The sequence below is a fragment of the Streptomyces sp. genome (assembly GCF_031178505.1).
Classification (GTDB): domain Bacteria; phylum Actinomycetota; class Actinomycetes; order Streptomycetales; family Streptomycetaceae; genus Streptomyces; species Streptomyces gulbargensis.
This window is the reverse complement of the sequence record NZ_JAPSIW010001010.1, coordinates 1-1847: the sequence shown is the minus strand read 5'-3', so window position 1 is coordinate 1847 and position 1847 is coordinate 1. Positions and strand designations below refer to the sequence as shown.

Annotated in this window: 4 protein-coding genes; 1 reads left to right on the top strand and 3 read right to left on the bottom strand. The window is 74.8% G+C overall.

Annotation, left to right across the window (positions count from 1 at the left end; all coding sequences use genetic code 11):
• On the bottom strand, nt 1-260 hold a 260-nt coding region (locus RIF68_RS35665), incomplete at its 3' end, for a hypothetical protein (protein WP_375165798.1).
• 194 nt (nt 261-454) lie between these two features.
• Between RIF68_RS35665 and RIF68_RS35660 the strand changes: the two genes are divergently transcribed.
• Nucleotides 455-727 carry a GlsB/YeaQ/YmgE family stress response membrane protein gene (locus tag RIF68_RS35660; protein WP_309055767.1) on the top strand — a complete coding sequence of 91 codons (273 nt, stop codon included), beginning with the start codon at nt 455-457 and terminating at the stop codon, nt 725-727.
• A gap of 339 nt (nt 728-1066) precedes the next feature.
• Here the strand turns inward: RIF68_RS35660 and RIF68_RS35655 are convergent, their stop codons facing one another.
• Complete coding sequence (locus tag RIF68_RS35655) at nt 1067-1336, bottom strand: DUF4235 domain-containing protein (RefSeq protein WP_309055765.1); 270 nt, start codon at nt 1334-1336, stop codon at nt 1067-1069.
• Complete coding sequence (locus RIF68_RS35650; protein ID WP_309055763.1) at nt 1333-1533, bottom strand: DUF6479 family protein; 201 nt, start codon at nt 1531-1533, stop codon at nt 1333-1335. The genes RIF68_RS35655 and RIF68_RS35650 overlap by 4 nt, the downstream gene beginning before the upstream one ends.
• Nucleotides 1534-1847: the final 314 nt, after the last annotated feature.

Genomic DNA, 1847 nt, shown 5'->3' with positions numbered 1-1847 from the left:
GGCGCCGGCCGATCGGGCAGGACGGCCCCGAGGAGGGCAGCGGCCACCACCGAGGCGACGAAACGGCCCCGCTTCGGCCAGGGGCTGCGCCACCACAGCAGCACCAGGGCGACCAGCAGGGTCACGCTACCCAGGCGGTCGTTCAGCAGCCCGGCCAACGGCACGGCGGCGATCGCCACCACCCGTGCGGTGCCCGTCCGCCACCAGGGCGACGGTGAGGAGGCGGGCGGGAGGGGCGCGGAGCTCGGGGAGCCGGACATGGCGGCGCGGACGCCCTTTCGTTCATGCGTACGACGATCTTCGCGCGCATCGTACTCGGCCCGGAACGCCTCGCTCCGGGCCGCTCGGCCGCCGAACGCCGCGCCTTCCGCGAGGCCGGAGGGTTTAGAAACGCTGTTCGGGTCCACCCGGAGAGGGAGGCACAACGCAGAACTCGAAGGAGACGAGGCACATCATGGGAATCATCGCCTGGGTCGTCATCGGGCTGCTGGCCGGGCTCATCGCGAAGGCACTCACGCCCGGCCGGGATCCTGGCGGGCTGGTCGTCACGACCCTCATCGGTGTGGCGGGCGGCCTGCTCGGAGGCTGGCTGGGCAAGGTGATCTTCGGCGTCGAGGCCGTGGACGGGTTCTTCGAGCTCTCGACATGGGTGGCCGCCATCATCGGTTCCATCATCCTTCTGCTGATCTACCGCGCCGTCGCGGGCCGTCGCACGCACCACGCCTGACAGTCGTGAGGGCCCGCCCCGCGGGCCCTCACCGCGCGGCCCCGCACCCTCAGGGCCGCACGCCCAGGACGGGGGCCGGACATTCTCGGGCTCCCGGGCACCCTTCGCCCCGCACACCGAAGCGTGTGCGGGGCGAAGCCCTGTCCGGGGGGTCTCCCGCGCCCGTTCCCCGGTGGTCCGGAGGTGTCCGACCGGCGCGGCGACACGGCACCACGGACCGGGGGGCGGGACGGCACGGCGAGAGGTGCGCCCCGCGCCCCGCAGGAGTCATGGCGCCCGGGACACCGAAAGCCCCCGGACGCATCGTGTCCGGGGGCTCGTACGGTGCGAGGGGCGTGCTCAGGTGGGCCAGGCGCCGGTGACCCGGCGCACGGCGGTGGCCCCGCCCCGGTCGATGGCGGCCTTCACCAGGGCGAAGATCGCGCCCTGGATCGCCGCCGCCAGCAGCACCTCGCCCCACTTCCGGTCCTCGTCGGTGGCGCTGGGCGCGTCGGTGTCGTCATGGCCGAGGAGCCGCCACACCCGCTTGAAGGCCGCTCCGGCCAGCAGGCCGCCCGCGGTGCCGACGGTCAGGGAGACGGGCTTGTAGAAGATCGCCGTCTTCTTCATCGCGTGCCCTCCTCCCGCCGCGTGGCGGCCGGCGGCTGGACCGGTCCCACGGGACGACGCCTGCGGGCGACCCGCCTGCTCCCCCACCAGAACGCCGCGATGAGCACCAGGACCACCGCGATCCCGACGAGCGGCATCAGCATCGAGGACGAACCGGAGGCTGCGAGCGGGACGGCTGGAGGACTGGTGGCGATCATGGCATCTCTCCCATCGACGGACTGGTCCGCACCGGTACGGGGGCGGGCGCGCGTTCTCGCGCCGGCCCCCGCGCGGCGGCGAAGGTGATCGCGTGCCGAGTACCCCGGCGTCGCGCCCCCATGCGCGGACGGGGAGCGGCGACGGGACTGACCGCGGCCGTTTCCGGTCCTCGCGACGGCCGGAGGGAACCGGCAGGCGGGCCGTGCCCCGGTCGCGCCGACCCGGCCGCGTCCGTCGGCCCGTCTCCGGCCGCGCGAGCGGTGCGGGCCGGTCGGCTCGTCCCTGTCAGCCCGCACCGCCCGCGCAGGTCGCC

Bases quoted from the DNA above. Each gene is read 5' to 3' on its own strand.
- RIF68_RS35660 (WP_309055767.1), top strand. From the start codon at position 455: ATGGGAATCATCGCCTGGGTCGTCATCGGGCTGCTGGCCGGGCTCATC.
- RIF68_RS35655 (WP_309055765.1), bottom strand. From the start codon at position 1,336: ATGAAGAAGACGGCGATCTTCTACAAGCCCGTCTCCCTGACCGTCGGC.
- RIF68_RS35650 (WP_309055763.1), bottom strand. From the start codon at position 1,533: ATGATCGCCACCAGTCCTCCAGCCGTCCCGCTCGCAGCCTCCGGTTCG.